The organism is Pseudobacillus sp. FSL P4-0506 (assembly GCF_038003025.1).
In the GTDB taxonomy this organism is placed as follows: Bacteria; Bacillota; Bacilli; order Bacillales; family Domibacillaceae; genus Pseudobacillus.
On record NZ_JBBOOI010000001.1, the window covers coordinates 3520701 to 3537707 of the forward strand.

15 protein-coding genes are annotated in these 17007 nt (G+C 42.4%); 2 read left to right on the plus strand and 13 right to left on the minus strand.

Annotated features, from left to right (window positions below; all coding sequences use genetic code 11):
- Position 1: 1 nt before the first annotated feature.
- From MKZ02_RS17405 to MKZ02_RS17440, 8 genes are all read right to left on the minus strand, one after another.
- Positions 2-1480: a UDP-N-acetylmuramoyl-L-alanyl-D-glutamate--2,6-diaminopimelate ligase gene (locus MKZ02_RS17405; RefSeq protein ID WP_340854780.1), complete on the minus strand. Its 1479-nt coding sequence runs from the start codon at positions 1478-1480 to the stop codon at positions 2-4.
- Positions 1481-1746: 266 nt separating this feature from the next.
- Entirely contained in the window at positions 1747-3663 is a 1917-nt protein-coding gene (locus tag MKZ02_RS17410; RefSeq protein ID WP_340854781.1) for a stage V sporulation protein D, read from the minus strand.
- A 169-nt stretch (positions 3664-3832) separates the two neighbouring features.
- Positions 3833-6094: a penicillin-binding protein gene (locus tag MKZ02_RS17415; protein WP_340854782.1), complete on the minus strand. Its 2262-nt coding sequence runs from the start codon at positions 6092-6094 to the stop codon at positions 3833-3835.
- Positions 6091-6447: a cell division protein FtsL gene (gene ftsL, locus MKZ02_RS17420; RefSeq protein WP_120037086.1), complete on the minus strand. Its 357-nt coding sequence runs from the start codon at positions 6445-6447 to the stop codon at positions 6091-6093. Before ftsL ends, MKZ02_RS17415 begins: the two co-directional genes overlap by 4 nt.
- 14 nt (positions 6448-6461) lie before the next feature.
- On the minus strand, positions 6462-7400 hold the full coding sequence (rsmH, locus tag MKZ02_RS17425) for a 16S rRNA (cytosine(1402)-N(4))-methyltransferase RsmH (protein ID WP_340854784.1): 939 nt from the start codon (positions 7398-7400) through the stop codon (positions 6462-6464).
- 22 nt (positions 7401-7422) lie between these two features.
- The gene (mraZ, locus tag MKZ02_RS17430; protein ID WP_120037084.1) at positions 7423-7854 is read right to left on the minus strand and encodes a division/cell wall cluster transcriptional repressor MraZ; all 432 of its coding nucleotides are present in this window, start codon (positions 7852-7854) and stop codon (positions 7423-7425) included.
- A 481-nt stretch (positions 7855-8335) separates the two neighbouring features.
- Positions 8336-9967 (minus strand): bacillithiol biosynthesis cysteine-adding enzyme BshC, encoded by a 1632-nt coding sequence (gene bshC, locus MKZ02_RS17435; protein WP_340854785.1) that lies wholly within the window; start codon positions 9965-9967, stop codon positions 8336-8338.
- Positions 9968-10043: 76 nt separating this feature from the next.
- Positions 10044-10940: a 2-dehydropantoate 2-reductase gene (locus MKZ02_RS17440; RefSeq protein ID WP_340854786.1), complete on the minus strand. Its 897-nt coding sequence runs from the start codon at positions 10938-10940 to the stop codon at positions 10044-10046.
- Positions 10941-11112: 172 nt separating this feature from the next.
- Here MKZ02_RS17440 and MKZ02_RS17445 point away from each other — a divergent pair, with 172 nt between their 5' ends.
- The gene (locus MKZ02_RS17445; RefSeq protein WP_340854787.1) at positions 11113-11571 is read left to right on the plus strand and encodes a GNAT family N-acetyltransferase; all 459 of its coding nucleotides are present in this window, start codon (positions 11113-11115) and stop codon (positions 11569-11571) included.
- 63 nt (positions 11572-11634) lie between these two features.
- Here the strand turns inward: MKZ02_RS17445 and MKZ02_RS17450 are convergent, their stop codons facing one another.
- The 3 genes from MKZ02_RS17450 to MKZ02_RS17460 all read right to left on the minus strand — a co-directional run bounded on the left by MKZ02_RS17450 (position 11635) and on the right by MKZ02_RS17460 (position 13278).
- A complete protein-coding gene (locus tag MKZ02_RS17450; protein WP_340854789.1) occupies positions 11635-12393 on the minus strand; it encodes an enoyl-CoA hydratase/isomerase family protein in 759 nt (252 codons plus the stop codon).
- Between the two features lie 121 nt (positions 12394-12514).
- Positions 12515-12688, minus strand: coding sequence for a 50S ribosomal protein L32 (rpmF, locus tag MKZ02_RS17455; RefSeq protein WP_041099796.1), 174 nt, complete (start codon positions 12686-12688; stop codon positions 12515-12517).
- Positions 12689-12747: 59 nt separating this feature from the next.
- Positions 12748-13278 (minus strand): YceD family protein, encoded by a 531-nt coding sequence (locus tag MKZ02_RS17460; protein ID WP_340854792.1) that lies wholly within the window; start codon positions 13276-13278, stop codon positions 12748-12750.
- Positions 13279-13753: 475 nt separating this feature from the next.
- Here MKZ02_RS17460 and MKZ02_RS17465 point away from each other — a divergent pair, with 475 nt between their 5' ends.
- Positions 13754-14965: a nucleotidyltransferase gene (locus tag MKZ02_RS17465; protein ID WP_340854794.1), complete on the plus strand. Its 1212-nt coding sequence runs from the start codon at positions 13754-13756 to the stop codon at positions 14963-14965.
- A gap of 47 nt (positions 14966-15012) precedes the next feature.
- On the opposite strand, the gene MKZ02_RS17470 is transcribed toward MKZ02_RS17465, so the two are convergent.
- Both MKZ02_RS17470 and MKZ02_RS17475 read right to left on the minus strand, forming a co-directional pair.
- Positions 15013-16065 carry a SepM family pheromone-processing serine protease gene (locus tag MKZ02_RS17470; RefSeq protein ID WP_340854796.1) on the minus strand — a complete coding sequence of 351 codons (1053 nt, stop codon included), beginning with the start codon at positions 16063-16065 and terminating at the stop codon, positions 15013-15015.
- Positions 16055-16849: a patatin-like phospholipase family protein gene (locus MKZ02_RS17475; RefSeq protein WP_340854797.1), complete on the minus strand. Its 795-nt coding sequence runs from the start codon at positions 16847-16849 to the stop codon at positions 16055-16057. Before MKZ02_RS17475 ends, MKZ02_RS17470 begins: the two co-directional genes overlap by 11 nt.
- Positions 16850-17007: the final 158 nt, after the last annotated feature.

The window sequence follows — 17007 nt, forward strand, 5'->3', positions numbered from 1 at the left end:
ATTAATTCGCCTCTTTCTTTCGGCTGCTGAGTGCCTCTTTGGCAACTTCCCGGTCATCAAAGTCCAGAACTTTATCGCCAATGATCTGATAGGTTTCATGCCCTTTCCCGGCTATAACAACAGCATCCCCTGGTTGGGCATGTTCGATAGCATAGAAGATCGCTTCTCTCCGATCGGGTATGACTTCGTATAATTCTCCTGTGACCCCAGCTTCCATATCATTTAAAATAGTGGCCGGGTCCTCACTTCGTGGATTGTCTGATGTAAAGATCGCATTCGTTGCATATTTACATGCTACGCTAGCCATGATTGGGCGCTTTGTCCGATCTCGGTCGCCTCCACAGCCCACGATCGCAAACATCCGCCCTTCAGTTAATGGCTGAACAGTTTTTAATACATTAACGAGACTATCAGGCGTATGGGCGTAGTCAACGATAACAGCAATTCCCTGATCATTGGTTACCAGCTCAAATCGACCTGCTACTCCCTCTATCCGCTCAATCGCCCGCACCGCCGTTTCAACCTCTACTCCTCCCGCATAAGCAGCAGCAAGAGCAGCTAAAACGTTATAAACGTTAAACTTTCCGGCAAGCTTCGTTTCAACCTTTCTACTCCCTTCCGGATAACAAAGAAGAAATTCTGTTCCCTTAGATGTCAACTTGATATCCGTAGCCCGAAACATAGCTTCATGATCAATCCCGTAAGTCACAATATGAGCAGCTGTCTCTTTCTTGTAAAAGACAGTTGCTTCTTCATCCTCATTCAACACAGCGAATTTCGGCTTGTCAGTTGAATAGGTATTGCCTAGCTGAGCAAATAGCAGACCCTTTGCCCGCCGATACTCTTCCATTGTATGATGATAATCGAGATGATCTTGCGTTAGATTTGTAAAAACAGCGACATCATAATCACATCCCCACACTCGGCCTTCAACTAACGAATGCGAAGAAACTTCCATCACAGCAGCTGTCACATCGTTATCTTTCATTTTCTTAAAAGTTTTTTGTAGTGTCAGGCTTTCTGGAGTTGTGTTTTTCGTGTTGATCACTTCTTCTCCAATCTTCATGTACATCGTTCCGATCAAACCGGTTGTTTCGCCGGCTTCTTTATAAATCTCTGTTAAAAGATGGCTCGTCGTTGTCTTGCCGTTTGTACCAGTAATCCCAACAAGCTTCATTTTGGAAGTTGGCGATCCATAGTAAAAATCAGCGAGAATAGCCATTGCTTTTTTTGTATCCGTTACGGTAATAACAGGCGCACCTTCCACTTTAACCGGCTGTTCCGCCAATATAGCCCGTGCCCCTCTGTTAACCGCCTCCTGTGCAACCGTGTGACCATCAAATGTATAGCCTTTAATGCAAATAAATAAAGACCCTTCTTGCACTTGCCTATGGTCGTTCTCTAAAGATAAAATCTCCGGATTTGATGAATGAGATAATTTATAAAAAGGGAGAGACTTTAATAAGTCTGATAGATTCACTTTTTTCAATCCTTTCCGTACAGCTTCTGTATATGTATTGTTGTTTAAGCAAAGCCTTTTACTATTTTAACTAAAAAGAGAGAAGGATGCGACTTCTTTTCAGAAAAAATCACAACGACCATATTATCACAAATTAAATTTTTTGCATGATTTTTTAGTCATGATTTTGTTATTTCCTTCCCAATAAATGAAAGACCCGCCGATAAAAAGCGGCGGGAAATAAACTTTTGGTCGGCTGGATCTTTGAAAAGCCCCATATCTAACGGTTAATTCATGAATAATCTAATGGTCGAGCCGGCTTCCACTTTAGTGCCAGCTTCGGGAGATTGCTGAACAATCTTTTGCCCGTTTCCTTCAATCTCAAGCTTAAAATTATATAGCTGCTGGGAAAGGTCTTTTTTATCCATTCCTTTAAAATCAGGCACCGCTACAATTTGAGGGTCATTCCATTGCGTTTCTTTTTCGATCTGCTTTTTGCGAGGTTTGACATCAAGCACTTGCAAGCTATCCTCCATAATTTTCCCTACAATCGGCGCTGCTACAGTTCCACCGAATTGGACAGTTCCCTTCGGATTGTCAATGGCTGTGTAAACAACAATTTGAGGGTTATCGGCGGGTGCTACACCGATGAAAGAAACGATATGATTGTTTTCAAGATAGCGACCGTCCTTTGCTTTCTGAGCCGTCCCGGTTTTCCCTCCTACACGATACCCTTCGATAAATGCGTTTCTTCCTGTCCCTTTGGCCACCACACTTTCAAGTGCAAAGCGAATTTTTTCTGACGTTTCAGTTGAAATTACACGTCTTTTTACAACGGGTGCCTTTCGTTTGACTACTTCTCCTGTCGTTGGGTCAATAAGTTCCTTGGCTACGTATGGCTGGTAGAGAATCCCTCCATTGACGGCTGCAGAAACAGCTGTGACCTGCTGAATCGGCGTCACTGCTACCCCTTGTCCAAAAGCAGTGGTAGCCTGCTCCACTGGGCCGACTCTCCCCATGTTGAAAAGAATCCCCTTGCCTTCCCCTTGCAGATCAATACCTGTTTTCTCGCCAAAGCCGAAATTACGGATGTACTGAAATAATTTTTCTTTTCCTAAACGCTCGCCGAGTTCTACAAATCCTGGGTTGCAAGAGTTTTCCACCACTTCCAAGAAAGACTGATGCCCGTGGCCTCCCTTTTTCCAGCAGCGTAGCCTTGCTCCACCAACTTCCACCGAACCAGAATCATGAAAATGGTCCTTATACAAATCCACTTTCTTTTCTTCGAGAGCAGCTGCCAGCGTAATAATCTTAAAGGTCGATCCTGGCTCATATGTGCTCCAAATCGGTAAATTGCGGTTATAAATTTCCGGAGAGACGTTTTGAAATTGCTCTGGGTTAAACGAAGGACGGCTTGCCATCGCCAAAATCTCTCCATTATTTGGGTTCATCGCAATGGTAATGGCTCCATCCGGCTCATATTTTGCTTCAGCAATATCAAGCTCTCTTTCCACGATTGTTTGGATATTTGAATCGATGGTCAATCTTAAGTCCAGGCCATCCACCGGTGCTGCATAACCATCCGGCATTTGCGGCATCCTTTTTCCTTTTGCATCTGAGAAGAACCTCATAGAACCTTTCTGTCCACTTAATTCCGCATCATAATAGGCTTCCAAGCCCATAAGCCCTTGGTTATCAATTCCAGCAAAACCAAGGACGTGAGCTAAGCTTTTTCCAAAGGGATAATGTCTTTTCGAATCCTCCGCGATATATATCCCTTTAATGCCAAGCCTTCGTATTTCCTCGGCTTTTTCAAATGAGATTTTTCTCCCTTCTGGGTGGATCCTTTCAATAGATGACTTTTTCGTTAAGTGAAGATAGGCTTTTTTCTCTTCAATATTTAAGACGGATGCCAGCTTCTTGGCCGCTTCCTCCGGGTTCTCTATTTGTCGTGGAACAACATAAACAGTGGGTGCACTTTTATTCTCTGCTAGAGCCGTTCCATTTCGATCGATAATCTTTCCTCTCTCCGGTTCAAAAGGGATATTGCGGCTCCATAAATCTTGTGCCTTGTCCGTCAAATCATCGCCTAAAGCGAACTGTACATACCCAAGCCTCAGCCCGATAATCATAAATATGGTAATGCCGGCGAGCAACGCGAACACAAGCCGTTTTCTAATCGTGACAGCTGAAACTCTTCTCAAGCATGTCCCCTCCTTCCATTCTCATTCAATATATGTAATAAGGAGGGGATTATGATTATAAGAAAACAAGAGTGTCCTTATTAAAGAGACAGAGCAAGATATATACAAAAAAAGAAAGCTGCCTGTAGCAGCTTTCTACAAAGGATCATCAAGCCTGACGCATACTCCCTCAGCCTGTTGTTTCCTCACTTGCTTCTGATGTTTCCGATTGTTGCTCTTCTTGTTCGTTTTGGCTTTCTTCTTCTTGCTGTTCTTTCTGTTGCTGATCAAATTGTAATTTTTCTTCTTGTTTCATTAACTTTAAAATTAGTTTTTGTCCCTTTTTTAAAGGCGCCCCTGGCTTAATGTTCTGGCTGGCAACATATCCTTCTCCTGTATAGCTGACTTTTAAACCGGCAAGATTCGCTGCTTTCATTACATCTCGCAGTGACCAGTTTTCCATGTCCGGCATCGTAACAGTATCATCTGTTTGCAAGATTACTTTTTCGCCTTGCAAAAGTGTCGACCGCGCTTCTGGGGACTGACCAACTACTTTTGTTCCTGTTCCCATAACGATCGGTTCAATCTTATTGTGTTTCAACTCCTGAACTACTTGGTTTACAGTCTTATTTTTAAAATTCTCCAGTTTAATAGATTTGGCTGCTGGCGTTTGCTTCGGTTCAATGTTCAAATATTGCAAGCTGTTACGCATAACTGGATTAAATATTTTCGAGACCGGAACAGAGCCTGCTTCCCCATCAAGATTCGGCTGGGCAACACCTACATAAACGACAAGCTGAGGGTCTTTCGCAGGGGCCATACCTAAAAAGGAGAAAATATAGTTATTTGCTCCATGTAAATAACCGCCTTGAGGGTTTGGCATTTGAGCCGTTCCAGTCTTTCCTGCCACTTCGTACCCCTGAATTTGATACATTTGTCCGGTGCCATGTTCGGCAGTTGTTACACTTTTCAATACTTCTCTTGCCTGTTGAGCTGTCTCCTTTGAAATCGGTTCTCCTACTTTTTCAGGCTTGTTCTCCACAAGAGCTTTCTTTGTCTTATCATCTACTATTCTATCAATTACATAAGGACGCATCATCTTTCCATCGTTAGCAACAGCAGTCGCAGCCTGGATTAATTGCAAGGCTGTAACCGTCGTGCCTTGGCCAAAAGCTGTCGTTACTTTTTCCAGCGGATAGTTGTAGAGAATTTGTCCTTTTGCTTCGTTCGGCAGCCTGATGCCTGTTCTTTGCCCGAAATGAAAATCATCTAAATACTGTCTGAAAACATCCGGTCCCATTTTTTCCAACAAGTTAGCCATAGCAACGTTTGAAGAACGCTGCACTCCTTCTAAATAAGTAATCGGCCCCCAGCCTGCTCCTCCATTATGATCACGAATAGCCTCTCGGCCCACTTTATACGTGCCTGACTTGTAAAGCTCATTCGGATGAAAAACACCTTCCTCGATGGCCGAAGCAAGTGTAAAGATTTTCATTGTTGAACCTGGTTCAAATGAGTATTCCACAAGATCATTGCTCCAGTTGTCTCCAAGACCTGCTCGTGTATCCGGGTGAAAAGACGGCCGCTGGCCCATAGCAAGAATCTTCCCAGTTTTAGCATCGGCCACAATCGCAAAAGCTTTTCCTGGCTTATATTCCTTCTCTACTTCATTCAACGCATCTTCTAAAAAGGTTTGAATTTTTGTGTCGATCGTTAAATAAATGTGATCCCCATCATCGGGTTCTTGAATCATCTCCTTCTTATCCTGAAGCAAGTATCCCCATAAGTCGCTTTTATATTGGATTTTCCCATCTTTTCCTTTTAAATATTTTTCATAAGTTTTTTCAATTCCCATTTGTCCAACAGTACGCTGAATCACTTGATTGCCTTTTTTCTCTTCAAGCTTTTGCGTAAAACCAATTAAATGAGAAGCAAATTTACCATTCGGATAAAAACGTTTTGAATCCCTTAAGAAGATAATCCCCGGTAGTCTTTCTGCCTCAATTTTCTTTTTTACACTGTTTGACAGATCTCGGCCCTCTTTTCCGAATTCTACTTGGAAAGCCCCTTTTTTCTCCAAACGCTTTTCAATTTCACTTTTGTCCATATCAATATATTTGGCCAACACAGTTGCGGTCTTTTCCGGATCCGTTACGTGCTTTGGCTTTTTTGGATTCGTTGTCATCGAAGGATCTAAAATAGCGGCAAGTGTAAAGGAGGTGGCATCCTCGGCAATCACTGCTCCATGCTGATCATAAATCGTTCCTCTGTTTGACTCCAGCACATCTGTTCGCAAATACTTTTGCAGAGCTTCACTCTTTAATGAGTGTCCGTCTGCTTTTCCCGATATTTGTATAAAGAGAAAACGGGCAAATAAGACAAAAAAGAGCAGGGCGAATATTACAAATAATATCGCTGCTCCTCTTTTCATATTCATTCGATTTTCATTCATTGCGGCTGCACAACCTTAATATTTTGTTCGCTTAAATTTAACCCTAGCTCCTTCGCACGCTTCCAGATTCTTTCGTATGTACTTTCTTCGCTGACTTGTGCTTCGAGGTCGTGATTAATTTTTTTCTGCTCCTTAATCTGCTGCTCGACATCTTGAATGTCCCTGTTTACCTCATAAAGAGCTGCCTGTGTCGAAACCACCTTTGCGCCTAAAAAACAAATCATTAAGGCAAAAAGCAGGAACAACACTTTTTCCCCCGGTGTAAACAGGCGCTTTTTAATCTGCTGTTTTTTACTCTTGGATAGCGTTTTTTCTTCGTGTCTAATTTGTTGTTTTCTCGCAAGATTGCTCATTTTTTCACCCCTGTTTATTTTATTTTTTCAGCAATACGCAGCTTCGCGGACCGAGCTCGATTGTTATCCTCTAATTCCTCTTCTGTCGGCAAGATCGGCTTGCGTGTAATGAGTTTTAACTCAGGTTCATACTCTTCTGGTATCATTGGCAATCCAGGTGGTAAATCTGGCCCTTGGCTTGCTTCTTTGAAAATAGATTTGCAAATGCGATCCTCAAGTGAATGAAAAGTAATGACACTAATCCTTCCCTTGGGACGTAATAATCCGATAGCTGTTTTTAAAGACTCTTCAAACACGCGCAATTCATCGTTTACTGCAATGCGAATTGCCTGGAAAACACGCTTAGCCGGATGCCCCCCTTTTCTGCGGGCGGGAGCTGGGATTCCTTCCTTAATCAACTCCACCAGTTCTCCAGTTGTCTCAATAGATTTTGTCTCCCTGGCTGCTTCAATCTTACGAGCAATTTGTTTAGAGAATTTCTCTTCCCCATACTGGAAAAAAATTCTCACCAGGTCGGCATACTCCCAATGGTTCACTACCTCATAAGCGCTAAGACCGCCAGTCAAATCCATTCTCATGTCAAGCGGCGCATCGTGATGGTAGCTAAAACCTCTTTCCGGTGTGTCAAGCTGAGGGGAAGAAACACCGAGGTCATATAAAATACCGTCTACTTTATCAACCTGTAATCGCGCAAGTTCTTCCTTTATATACTTAAAATTACTCTTGATAAAGGTTACCCTGTCCCCGAACCGGTCCAGTCTTTTTGCAGCATGACGAATCGCCGTTTCATCCTGGTCAAAGGCGTACAGCTTCCCTTGATCTCCAAGCAGCGACAGCAAATACTCGCTGTGGCCTGCACCACCCAGCGTGCAATCGACATAAACTCCATCTGGTCGAATGTTCAGCCCTTCTACTGTTTCTTTCAACAGTACCGTTGTATGTTCGAAATTCATCTGTCACCATTCCATTCAAATTCTAAATATCGAAGTCAATCATTTTTTCGGCTATTTCAGAGAATGACTCTTCCGATTTCATAAAGTAGTCTTCCCATATTGGCTTGCTCCAAATCTCAATACGGTTGGATATTCCAAGAATCACGCATTCTTTTTCAAGCCGGGCATAGTTAGAGAGTGTCGATGGAATGTTGACTCTGCCCTGTTTGTCAAGTTCGCAATCATTGGCCCCTGAGAAGAAAAAACGCATAAAAGCGCGAGCATCCTTCTTTGTTAATGGCAGAGCTTTCAATTTTTCTTCCAGCGCTTGCCATTCTTCTAATGGATAACCAAACAAACACTGGTCAAGCCCTCGCGTAAGCACGAAATTTTCTCCTAAACGCTCACGCCATTTAACAGGTATGATCAAACGGCCTTTCGCATCAATATGATGATGGTATTCACCCATGAACATACCTATTCCCTCCACTTCCAATCCTAACTGTACCACATCCCCCCACTTATCTCCACTATTTTTCATTTCTCCAGAAGTGAAGAATTCCCTTCTTCGCTTCAGCCATTTTCGTTCGATACTTTCTCCTGAGAAAAGCTTTATTTCTACATAGTCATTTAAGGATGGGGAACATGGAGGAAAAATTTCTGCACCACTAAACATATGCTTTCAAAAACGACATAGTTTTTATGAAAATTGAAGGATTTTCCCGGGCAATAAAAAAAACAGCTGCCTTCTAAGGCAGCTGTTCTAAAATGTAAACACAGTCTATTCTGCACATTCTCAGCCTTTGACTCTCAAAGTGCACAGTTTGACAGGGAGCGAAATGACTAGAAAGTTCACGAGCCCTACAATCAGACGAGCAACAACGAAAGCACACGTTTGTCGACAGTCTAAAACGAATCTATTCTATTTTTGAAATAGCTCATTTGGCTCAAAGCGTTCATATCTTTACTAAATAGTGATCACCAGTAAACGTAAAATCAAGTGCCATTAGTTCATCAATAAACTCCAAGCCATATTTATTTAAATACTCGTATACATTCCGTATGCGTTCTTGAGGAGAATCGAGTGGTCTAAGGGCATTTTGTAATTTGTCATACTTGTTCAACACAATAGCGTGTCGTCTTTGAATCATTTCATCTGTTTTGCGAGTCAAAAAAGCAAGCTGATTTAAATGAAAGTCACGATTCTTTAAAACAATAGGCACTGTTTCTTTATGAAGATGACGGGCGCGATTTTCAATCTCAGCATATTGGTCCATCAAAGATTGTTGAACACCAGCGATCAACTCATGAAAGTGATCATCTCTGACAGAATTCCAAAATTTCTCTTTTTGTTCCTTCACTCCCTTTTGAACGACTGAAGGGAGTGAGAGCTGAAGCTCTTCTAAATTCCGGACGATTCCTCTTTCTATGAGAGTCATATTTAAGCGTGCTTCAATCGGCGGCATCTTCATGTGAAGCTGTTCAAACGCCCCTTTAAGTTCTGCCCAGTAAGCAATTTCCCCAGGACCTGCAATAAAGGCAAGCGTTGGAAACAGCCATTCCTGCATAAGAGGGCGGGTAACGACATTGTTGCTGAATTTTTCTGGTTCCTCTTCAAGAAGAGCGAGAAGCTCCGCCTTCGTATATTGGGTATCACCATTTTTACTGAAAAAAATCTGTGTCTGCGGATCATATTCCAACAGAACCCTCTCTTCATTTTCATAAAGAAATAAATTAGCAGCAGAATCAGCTAACTCAATCAATGGATTAAAGTCCTGATCAGATATAATTTTTTGTCCATCGCGAACGGCTCTAGTGACCTCCTCTGCCTGTTCAATTAATTGTTTGAAAAAAGGCCTTTCTAATTCCCGCAATGGTTTATAAGCGGAATCGATAAGCAATAGCCCGTAGCGGTTAAACAGAGAATGGATCAGCCGGCTGAAAAAACCGGTCACTGTCTCCGCTTTTTCAGCTTCTTCACGAACATGCTCCAATAGATCTTTCGTATGATCAGTTTCTCCAAACATAGAGAAAATTTTTTGGACCCAGCTGTTCATCTGTTGCTTATCATATTGAATATCTGAAACCATTCTTTTCCCGATGACTCGCTCAGGGTAAGACATTTTTTCCATAGAGAATTCACTTTCAACATACACGTGGTTAACCTCGAGAAAATCGTGGTCTTCCCCGGCAATCCAGAAGACTGGGACGACAGGAATATTTAATTCTTTTTCCTTTTCCTGGGCCAATTTAATAATTGAAATGACCTTATGAACAGTGTAAAGAGGGCCTGTTAAAAGACCAGCCTGCTGGCCTCCAATTACAACAGCGGAACGTTCATCTTTTAATTTCTCTAGCGAAACCCTCACTTCTTCCGAAAAGGAAAAAGGCTTCATATACGTCTCAATGCATGCAGCAAGGGACGCCCTTCTATAAGTGCGTGCCTGCAAATCTACGGCTCTTTCTTTATAAGCATTTCTTCTATCTGATAAGTTATAATGAAAAAAGTCCGTTACCGGTGCTTCCTGTTTTAAGTAGAGGGAGGCAAACCGGTTGATTGCAGGAACGGAAAGTGATTCCAACTCCATATATGTACTTCCTTTCTTCGCGCATTTTACTTGTTTGAGTATATCATTTCTCCGAAAAAAGAAACAACGTTGCGCTTCACTCTTTCTTCCCGTAAGCTATTCCCTTAATCATATGGTATAAAGCCGCTGATACCGGAAGAGCGATTTCCTTTTCTTCTGCCTGTGAGAGAACATAGCCGAGGATGGCATCAACTTCGGTAGGGCGCTTAGACTCGATATCCTTCAACATAGATGAATGGTTTGCAGCAGTCGTTCGGCATATGTGCATAATTTCATCCCAAGCCCCTTCGTTCAGCTTCTTGCCAAACACAGCAGTGAATTCCTGGTAAACCGTTTCAGCCATTTTTAAATAGTGAGGATTGCTTATGAGCTCCCCGTTCGGCACTCTTAAAATAGCTGTTAGCGGATTGATTACCGTATTAGCCGCCAATTTTCCGAGCAGCATAGTCTCATAATCTTCCCACCACTGAAAAGGAAAACTGATTTTAGCCTGCTCTGTCATGCCCTTAACCGCTTGTTGATCACCCCGGAATACGGCTATATTTGTTTTTCCTCTCCCACGAACATTAATGCGCACAAGATCAGATTTGAGGATGCCATGCTCAACAGCAGCCACGTATATTTGCTTCTGAGGAAGGCTTTTAATCATTTCTATATGGCTCATCCCATTTTGCAAGAATACGAGCGCAGGATATGGACCTGTTTTTTCTAACAGCGGCAGGATGGACGGTAGCGTGTATTGCTTTACAGCGACAACTAGACAGTCTAATCCACATTCAGGAAGCTCATCAATAGAGGCCCCTTGAACAAAATGAACAGATGCAGTTCCCCTCTCTTCTATGATAATCCCCTGTTGATTAACCTTATCCGCCTGCTCTTTCGTTCGCGTAAAAAGAGTAACAGGAAACCACTCGGCCAAGCTTGCTGCAAAGAACATCCCGACCGCTCCACCGCCGACTACTCCAATTTTCACCTCATTTTTGCCCCTTTCACAAGAAATGAACCATTATTTAAGTAAATCCCCAAAATTGAAAGCGTTCCCAGAGGGGGTATTCATTTCTGTCTGTTTCTATTATATAATGAATGTAACTATAAGCTTAATAAAATTCTATACTTTCTATATAGACAGAGGAGGAGTAAGAAATATGGCAATAACAGTTGAGAACCTTAAAATGAATTTTAAGACCATGGATGAATTTAAAAGCTTCAAAGAGTATGGGCTAGAGGAACTTTCCATGCTTGAAGAGTTCCAAATATATATGGTTGAAGACAATGCCACCTCTCCGTTTTACGGTATTTACTATGGTGACAAGCTCGTTGCCCGGATGTGTCTTTATGTAAAGAAAGATGGTTCCGCCTTGTTTGAAAACGGGCCTGAACAATACTTGGAAATCTGGAAGCTAGAAGTCCTTCCTCAATATCAGCATAAAGGGCTTGGTTTAAAGCTTGTAGAGTTCGCCAAGTCATTCAGCCTGCCTATTCTAACAAAACCAAAAGTGAAGTCGCATTCTTTTTGGGAAAAAATGGACTTTACTCCTCTTTCGGAAAACAGCTCACGGCTAATTTGGAATCCCGCTGCTACAACAAGCCAAAAAATCAGCTGATTAGCTTTTGCTATATACCTGCCGCATGTTTAGCTCTATAAAATGCGGCAGGTTTCTTTTTTCTTACTTTTTTCTATTCAAAAACACATCCACAGCCTGATGGTGCTCTTCTCTTGCCCAAAGGACAGCACATTGCCGTACCTCCTGCATCATCCGTTCATATAAACCACTCGCTTGCCATTTGCGGATTTGAATCTGCTTATATGCTGATAAGACTTCACTTTGTATAGATCGTTCTTCTTTTAAAAAACGTTCTGCCACCGTGATGTCTACTTCGTCAACTACTTGGCTAATCATCCCAATATGGTCAAGCTGCTCCGCACGGTAAATAGATGCCTCGGTTAGCAGCTTTAATGCATGTGCGGCATCGATTCGTTCAAAGAGAAGAGTGCCGCCTCCCCAGCCGGTCGTTATCGCCAGACTGCCCTGGATAAACCCTAACTTAGCCCCTATCTTTGCTATACGAAAATCGCATGCTGTAGCAATTTCACAGCCTCCGCCTACCGCTGTGCCATTAATTAATGCAACCGTTGGCTTCGGAAGCACAGCCAGGTTATATAAGATCTCTCCCATCCTCGACAGCATTTCATGTGCTTCTTCCTCTGTGCGTAATGCGTGAAATACAGACAGATCGCCACCTGAACAAAAGGCCTGTTCTCCCTCCCCCGTAATGACGAGTGCTTGAACATCTGCTAATTTAGCACGTTCGATCGCTTCTTCCAATCCTTCCATCACCTTAAAATTAACAGCATTTCTTTTATCAGGACGCGTTATTTTAAAGACCAATATCCCGCTAGGTAGCTGCTCGATCAGATACTCCATTGTCCCCCTCCTTTTCTTCTTATTGTAGCTTTTCCCGACTTCTGTCTTCAATATAAAAAACGCGAAGAGCCATGGTCTCTTCGCGTTTTTCACAAATAGGATCGCCAGGTAGGCGAATCAATTATTTGCTTACTACTTCTTTTCCTTTATATGTTCCACAATTTTTGCATACACGGTGAGCAAGTTTCATTTCACCGCAATTTGGGCATGCTGTCATACCAGGTACTTGCAATTTAAAGTGTGTACGGCGTTTATTTTTTTTCGTAGTAGATGTTCTTCTAAAAGGTACTGCCATTATTTCCACCTCCTTAAAAGAAAATGTAAGTATGTGAAGCCAGAATTAGCTGGTACTTCTCAATTTTTATCCGATTTAAAAAAGTCTGCCAGCCCTGCTAATCGCGGATCCACTTTAGTTTCTTTTTCTGAAGCTTGCTCTTCGCTTTGGAATTCCCACCCTTTTCCGGCAGAAATCGTGTGTTCATCTGCTTCATCGCTAATCACCTGCATCGGCACTTCGAGAAGAATTGCCTCCTCTAGAACCGGATTCAAGTCAACAACATCGCCTTCTACTAAATGAACATCTTCGTTTTCCTCATATTCACTGAACGAAGAAGCTTTTAAAATAAATGTCTCCAACAAAGAGAATTCAAATGGATACTCCACATCAACAAGTGTACGTGAACACGGCAGGATCATCTTTCCTTTTACATCTAATTGAAAAGTTACTTTGTCTGATCCAATATCCGCTCGTCCCGTCACATGAACTGGAGGCAAATGTCTAATCTCCGTATTCCGGGCTTCTAAATGGCTCATATCTACCATTTCGTCAATCTGCAAGCCTGTATCACGAGATTTTTGTAATTGAATAATTGACCATTTCATCATCGTTATCACCTCAAGGCAACAAAAGTAATTATAGCTTTCACAAAAACGTTTGTCAATATATTTTCTTGACATTAAAGAAAAGCGAAAGGTGCTCGTTCTGTGCGATAGCAGATTGGAGCTCTCGACGAGGAGTTGCCTTTTCAAACTCTGACAGAGCGAGCGAAATCTCCGTACGCACAAGCACCTGCAGCTGGACACGAAAAGCGGAAGCGGCTGTTTAGACTCGGCAGACATAAGGCGGACCGCCAAAGTGATGCTTTTTGCCACACCGGCGTGACGGCTTATGACCGAGAGTCTAGCCGCTACAGCTGGACACGAGAAAAGCGAAAGGTGCTCGCTCTGTGCAACAGCAGATTGGAAAAACACCTCTTCCCTTAATAGCTAAGAAAGAAAACTTAGTAACAATACATATTGACATTCGCCTTGTACTAACTAACAATAATACTAACACTAACCATAACAAAGGAACATTCTAATGAAAACAGTTGGCATTGTCGTTGAATATAACCCTTTTCATAACGGACATTTATATCATGCTCAAAAAGCGCGTGAATCAGCCCAGGCAGATGTAGTGATTGCAGTCATGAGCGGGCATTTCCTGCAACGAGGTGAACCAGCTCTCGTCAATAAATGGACCAGGACACGAATGGCTCTGCAAAACGGTGTAGATATCGTGGTCGAATTACCCTATGTTTTTTCGGTTCAAAAAGCGGAATATTTCGCTAAAGGAGCCATTTCGATTCTCCATGAACTGTTTTGTGATTCATTTTGCTTTGGCAGTGAAAATGGGCAGCTTGCTCCTTTTGTAGAGACAATCCATCGAATGGAAGAGTCTGCTGAGCAGCTTAATCCGCTCGTTCATAAATACATGAATGAGGGTTTTAGCTTCCCCAAGGCGCAGACCTTGGCAAGAGAGTCCTTCTTTGGCCAGCAGCTGCCGCTCGACTTATCGAAGCCTAACAACATTCTGGGGTTTCATTATGTGCGGGCAAACAAAATCCTTTCGCAGCCAATGGAGCCGCTTACCATTAAACGCCAGCAAGCCGATTTTCACGAGGCTACATTGGGGAACCAGTCCATTGCGAGCGCCACTGGCATTCGCAAGGCTATTGCTGAACAGCAAGGCCAGCTTCAGACGATTAAACCGTATGTTCCCGCCACTACATTTGATGAATTACATCGCTATTTAAACACCTATAGCCATTTTCATGAGTGGAACATGTACTGGCCGCTCCTTCAGTATCGTCTGTTATCCAGCTCCACAGAAGAACTGGCACAAATGTATGATGTCTCAGAAGGAATTGAATATCGTTTAAAAGAGACAGCTCGCCAAGCGACTAATTTTACTGAATTTATGCAGGCGGTTAAAACAAAACGGTATACCTGGACACGAATACAGCGTGCCCTTGTCCACATTTTATTGCATGTCTCAAAAGAAGAAATGGCAACAGCTATGGAGGCAGTACGATATGTTCGTCTCCTCGGAATGAACAAACAGGGACGCACCTATCTGAGCAAAATAAAAAAGAGTATGTCTCTTCCGCTAATTACTAAGCCAGCTGCCTTCAAAGAAATGCTTGCTCTTGACTTAAAAGCAACCGAAATTTATGCATTAGGCTTGTCCGCCTGCTCTTCTCATTCCCTTCTTCACAGCGAATTTAACGAACATCCAGTAATTTTGCCTTAAGCTTATAAAAAGTTCCTTAAAGACCTTTCTTTAAGGAACTTTTCATTTTATGTTTCTGTAAGCAAATAATGTAACGCCTCATCAAATGTATGCACGGGTACGATCTTCATTTTTGTTCCAATATCTTTAGCGGTGCGCAATGCCTCTTTATAGTTAGATACAATGCCAGGCACTTGCTTTTTTAATTCAGGTGAAATTTCATCGTCTGGTGCCAGGAAGATTTCTGCGCCTGCTCGATCGGCCGCAACCACTTTTTGAGCAATCCCTCCGATTCTTCCCACTGTTCCATCGGGTGCAATCGTTCCAGTACCGGCAATTTTTCTGCCTTTAGCTATGTCTTCTTTTACGAGCTGATTGTATATTTCAAGACTGAACATTAAACCAGCAGACGGGCCACCTATAGACTCGGCTTTTAATTTTACTTTTGGAGTGCTGATTAATTTTTTTTGATCTGTCAGTCCAATGCCAATCCCTGTTTTCTTATTATTTCCTTCAAACTTTTTGAGTGCAATATCTTTCTCCAACTTTTCCTTATTTCGAATAAATGTAATCGTTACTTTCTCGCCAGGCCGCTTCGTCTGGATATAGTCGGTGAACATCTGAGAAGATTTAAACGCCTTGCCATCTATAGCAATGATACGGTCGCCCGCCTGCAGTACCCCTTCTGCTGGCATCCCCGGAAACACGTTTAACACATACACTCCTTGATAGAGAAAATGATAGGGCTTCTTCGCTGCGTCAAACGCCACAGTAATCGCATTTTGCTGTGAATTGGTCATTAAATATTGCTGGCGGACGTTGTATTCATCATTCGTTTCATGTGGACTGCGCACCTCTTCAACAGGCACGATCTCCTCATAATCACGAAGTGAAGCAATCGCGTAGGAAAGGTAGTTTGCCTCTCCCATTTTAATCGTCGTGAGCATCAAGGTGCCAGGATCTTTTTCCCCTCCAGCTACCTCGACGATTGGTTTTAATTCATGGGCCTCCCCTGGTTTCATCACATAATAAGGTAAATTGATAAAAGACGCTCCAATTAACAAAAGTACCAAAACATAAACAAGCGGCAGCCATTTATTTCTCGTGCGTTTATTTCTCATGCGGCTTCTCCTTCCAGTGTTCCATCTCTGCTATAATTTCCGGTATTCGCCGTTGGGTTTCTTCTTCGCCTGCAGTGATGATCTCATCAATATGAGTAAAAGCTTTCGAGCTATACATATCCACAGGCGGGCGAATCATTACGTGAGAAGCAGTCTGGCGATTGGCTACAATCTCCATTTGCAAAATATCAATGCTTTGCATAATGACATCGAAAATTGTTTGAATTTCAGCGCTCTTTTTTACAGATGATACATCAACCCCAACAATAATATCGGCTCCCATTTCTTTAACAACAGACACGGGTACCCGATCAATAACACCGCCATCCACAAGCAGACGGCCGTTTACTTTTTCCGGGACAAAAATACCAGGAATGGCAATGCTGGCTCGAACAGCATCCGCAACCGGTCCTTTTTTAAAGACGACTTTTTCGGCATTTTTAATGTCAGTTGCTACAATGGCTACCGGAATTTTTAAATCTTCAATATTTTTTCCATGAGTAAACAATCGGATAAAATTTTTTATCTTTTTCCCAGCGATAAAACCCATTTTAGGAATCATAAAATCCAGAAAATATTTTCTGCGAAATGCTGTAGAAAGCTTATGAAGCTGCTCCATATCGTGGCCAGTCCCATATAAAGCGGCCACAAAAGAACCCATGCTGCTACCAGCAATCATATCAATGGGAATGTCGGCTTTCTTAAGTGCCTTTAATACGCCAATGTGAGCAAAGCCTCTCGCCCCTCCTGCTCCCAGAGCCACACCTATTTTCGGACGAGTCAATGTATTCCCTCCCGTGTGCAGATTTCTCTTTTAAGCTATGGTCTATTTCTCGATTGTATGAGTATATTGATTAAAAACAGGACAAGTTTCTTTATTATTTCCAGACTCCTATCCATCTGCTCACTAATGCTATTTTACCTGAAACATCAAACGAATCC

What these genes read in the sequence shown, in the direction of transcription:
- rpmF (WP_041099796.1), bottom strand. Translation starts at nt 12,688, where the DNA reads ATGGCAGTACCTTTTAGAAGAACATCTACTACGAAAAAAAATAAACGC.
- ftsL (WP_120037086.1), bottom strand. Translation starts at nt 6,447, where the DNA reads ATGAGCAATCTTGCGAGAAAACAACAAATTAGACACGAAGAAAAAACG.
- MKZ02_RS17415 (WP_340854782.1), bottom strand. Translation starts at nt 6,094, where the DNA reads ATGAATGAAAATCGAATGAATATGAAAAGAGGAGCAGCGATATTATTT.
- MKZ02_RS17460 (WP_340854792.1), bottom strand. Translation starts at nt 13,278, where the DNA reads ATGATGAAATGGTCAATTATTCAATTACAAAAATCTCGTGATACAGGC.
- MKZ02_RS17450 (WP_340854789.1), bottom strand. Translation starts at nt 12,393, where the DNA reads ATGGAGTATCTGATCGAGCAGCTACCTAGCGGGATATTGGTCTTTAAA.
- MKZ02_RS17445 (WP_340854787.1), top strand. Translation starts at nt 11,113, where the DNA reads ATGGCAATAACAGTTGAGAACCTTAAAATGAATTTTAAGACCATGGAT.
- MKZ02_RS17470 (WP_340854796.1), bottom strand. Translation starts at nt 16,065, where the DNA reads ATGAGAAATAAACGCACGAGAAATAAATGGCTGCCGCTTGTTTATGTT.
- mraZ (WP_120037084.1), bottom strand. Translation starts at nt 7,854, where the DNA reads ATGTTCATGGGTGAATACCATCATCATATTGATGCGAAAGGCCGTTTG.
- rsmH (WP_340854784.1), bottom strand. Translation starts at nt 7,400, where the DNA reads ATGAATTTCGAACATACAACGGTACTGTTGAAAGAAACAGTAGAAGGG.
- MKZ02_RS17465 (WP_340854794.1), top strand. Translation starts at nt 13,754, where the DNA reads ATGAAAACAGTTGGCATTGTCGTTGAATATAACCCTTTTCATAACGGA.
- bshC (WP_340854785.1), bottom strand. Translation starts at nt 9,967, where the DNA reads ATGGAGTTGGAATCACTTTCCGTTCCTGCAATCAACCGGTTTGCCTCC.